Annotated in this window: 3 protein-coding genes; 2 read left to right on the top strand and 1 reads right to left on the bottom strand. The window is 69.1% G+C overall.

Annotated features, from left to right (window positions below; genetic code table 11):
* The first annotated feature begins 3 nt into the window (after positions 1 to 3).
* Both DSY14_RS27415 and DSY14_RS27410 read left to right on the top strand, forming a co-directional pair.
* Positions 4 to 984 carry an ABC transporter substrate-binding protein gene (locus DSY14_RS27415; RefSeq protein WP_211719498.1) on the top strand — a complete coding sequence of 327 codons (981 nt, stop codon included), beginning with the start codon at positions 4 to 6 and terminating at the stop codon, positions 982 to 984.
* 177 nt (positions 985 to 1161) lie between these two features.
* The gene (locus tag DSY14_RS27410) at positions 1162 to 2481 is read left to right on the top strand and encodes a YjiH family protein (RefSeq protein ID WP_211719497.1); all 1320 of its coding nucleotides are present in this window, start codon (positions 1162 to 1164) and stop codon (positions 2479 to 2481) included.
* 52 nt (positions 2482 to 2533) lie between these two features.
* On the opposite strand, the gene DSY14_RS27405 is transcribed toward DSY14_RS27410, so the two are convergent.
* On the bottom strand, positions 2534 to 3042 hold a 509-nt coding region (locus tag DSY14_RS27405), incomplete at its 5' end, for a pyridoxal-phosphate dependent enzyme (RefSeq protein ID WP_374224067.1).

Genomic DNA, 3042 nt, shown 5'->3' with positions numbered 1-3042 from the left:
CTTCTGCCCCTGGCCACCGCCGCCTGCGCCGTCCTGCTCGCCGGCTGTGGCGCCCAGGTGGAGGAGACCTCCCGGGCGGCGACGGACACCGCCACCGTCCCACGCTGTGGTGAGGAGGTGGAGTACACCACGCCCGAGCGGGCGGTGGCCTACGAGGCCGGCAGCGCCGACAAACTGTTCGCGCTCGGGCTGGTCGACCACGTGCACGGCTACGTGATGCCGCCGGCCAACCCACCGGTGGAGGAGTCACCGTGGGCGAAGGACTACGCGAGCGTGGAGTTCCTCAGCGACGATCTGCTCAACCGTGAGCTGGTCGTGGACGCCGAGGCCGACCTGGTGGTGGCCGGCTGGAACTCCGGTTTCAGCGATCAGCGCGGCATCACCCCCGAGATCCTGGACGGGCTCGGCATCCAGAGCTTCATGCACTCCGAGTCCTGCTACAACTACCCCGGCCACCCGGAGCGGGTGCCCCCCTTCGAGGGGCTGTACACCGACCTGGAGCGGTTGGGTGCGATCTTCGGGGTGCCCGAACGCGCCGAGGAGCTGGTCGAGGGGTACCGGGCCCGTGTGGACGCGGTGGTCGAGCGGGCCGGCGAGGAGGAGCCGGTGCCGGTCTTCCTCTACGACTCCGGGACCGACCAGCCCTTCACCGCGGGCAACCAGGTGCCGCCCCACGACATCATCACCCACGCCGGGGGCGAGAACATCTTCGGTGACCTGGAGGAACGCTGGACCCAGGTGGGGTGGGAGGCCGTGGTGGAGGCCGAGCCCGAGGTGATCATCATCCTGGACTACGGCGATCTGCCCGCCGAGGACAAGATCGACTTCCTCACCTCCTCCCCCACCATGGCCGAGGTTCCGGCCGTGGTGGAGGAGAACTTCTTCGTCCTGGACTACAACGAGGGCATCTCCGGTCCGCGCAACCTCGACGGCCTGGAGAAGTTCGCCGATCACCTGCGTGAACACCGCGAGGACCAGGGCTGATCCGCGGGGTTCGGGGCACGTGGACCCGCGCCCCGCGCCCTGTTTCACGGTTTTCGCACCGAATGTTACGAAAACGCATGAAATCTCGGACACTTCCTCGACGTAACCTCTGTGTGGGCCCGGTCACCTCCTGATTCACTTCCGGCATTCGTCCCGTCGTGATCAGGAGGAACACGGGTGAGCGAGCAACACACCATCCAGAGGACACCCGGGGTCTGGCGTCTGGTGGTCTACAGCGCCATCGGCATCCTGATGTTCTTCGTGCCGTTGACCATCGGCGGACAGAACGCCATCCCCCTGGACCATCTGGTCCGGCTCATCCAGACCGGCCTCGGGCCGACGCTTCCCTACGTCATCTGGGCGCTGATCGCCGGGGGGACCGTGCTCCCCTTCGTCACCGGGGACTGGCGCCGGTCCCGGGTCAAGACGGTGTTCGCGATGTTGAACATCGTGGGACTGGTGACCGCGTCCATGGTGGTGCTGGGGGCGGGCCCGGCCTGGCTCCTGGACGAGGACCTCGCCCCGTTCCTGTTCAACGCCGTGGCGGTCAACGTCGGTCTGCTCGTGCCGGTGGGCGCGGTGTTCCTGGCCATGCTGGTCGGCTACGGACTGATGGAGTTCGTGGGGGTGCTGCTGCAGCGGGTCATGCGTCCGGTGTGGCGGGTGCCGGGGAGGTCGGCGGTGGACGCGGCGGCCTCGTTCGTGGGCAGCTACTCGCTCGGCCTGCTCATCACCGACCGGGTGTACAGGTCGGGGCGCTACACCGGCCGGGAGGCCGCGATCATCGCCATCGGCTTCTCCACGGTGTCGGTGACGTTCATGGTGGTCATCGCCAACACGCTCGACCTGATGGACATCTGGCTCACGTACTTCTTCCTCACCTTCTTCGTGACGTACGCGGTCACCGCGATCCTGGTGCGGGTCCCTCCGCTGAGCCGCATCCCCGACGACCACTACCCCGGCGCGACCCCGCAGCCCGAGGAGGACGAGAGCGGGCAGCGACTGCGGCGCGCCTGGGAGGAGGCGCAGGCGACCCTGCGGGCCGCACCGTCACTGCCGCGCAACGTGGGCACCAACCTCCTCGACGGGCTGCGGATGTCGATGTCGATCCTGCCGTCGATCATGTCGGTGGGCACCCTCGGGCTGCTCCTGGCCCGGCACACCCCCGTCTTCGACCTGTTGTCCTACGTGTTCGTGCCGTTCACGTGGGTGGTGGGGATCTCCGACCCGCAGTTGGCCGCCAAGGCGCTGTCGGTGGGGATCGCCGAGGTGTTCCTGCCCGCCACCGTCGCCGCCGGCTCCGATGACCTGGTGCTACGGCTGGTCGTGGGCGTGGTGTCGGTGGCCTCGGTCGTGTTCTTCTCCGCCCTGGTCCCCTGTGTGCTGGCCACGAAGGTCCCCCTGACGGTCGGGCGACTCGTGGTCATCTGGTTCCAGCGGGTCATCCTGAGCATCCTCATCGCCGGCCCCCTCGCCCACCTGCTCGTGGGGCTCTGACGGAGGAGGTGCGGGGTCCGGGGCGACGTTCGTGGCCCCGGACCCCGTGCGTTCAGTCGGTCTCGTGCACCGCCCCGGCGGGCGCCGGCCGCCCGTCCCAGTCCATCCGAGACCACGGCGGGGTGAGCTCGGCGAGGTCGTCGATCGCCCGGGGGGAGAGATCGTCGACCGGCCGGGCCCGCTCGTGGTGGGCGAAGACCGAGTCCACGTAACGGTGGCCGGTGTCGGCGGACACGAACACCACCCGTCTTCGTGTGCGTCGCGCCTCCCAACGGGCGACCAGGTAGGCGGCGCCGGTGGACAGCCCCGCGAACACGGCGTGCCGGCGCAGGAGGTCGACGCTCCCCGCGAGTGCCGCCTCGAAGCCGGTCCAGTGCAGGGTGTCGTACAGGGTGTGGTCGACGTTGCCGAACGGGATGGAGCTGCCGATGCCGGCGATGATGATCTGCGGGTCGGTGACGTGGTCGCTGCCGAAGGTGACACTGCCGAAGGGCTGCACCCCCACCAACGGGGTGTCGGGGTCGTCCTCCCGCAGATAGCGGGCGAGCGCCCCCGTGGAGG

The sequence above is a fragment of the Nocardiopsis sp. MG754419 genome, assembly GCF_018207095.1.
Taxonomy (GTDB): domain Bacteria; phylum Actinomycetota; class Actinomycetes; order Streptosporangiales; family Streptosporangiaceae; genus Nocardiopsis.
This window is presented reverse-complemented; position numbering and strand designations above follow the sequence as displayed.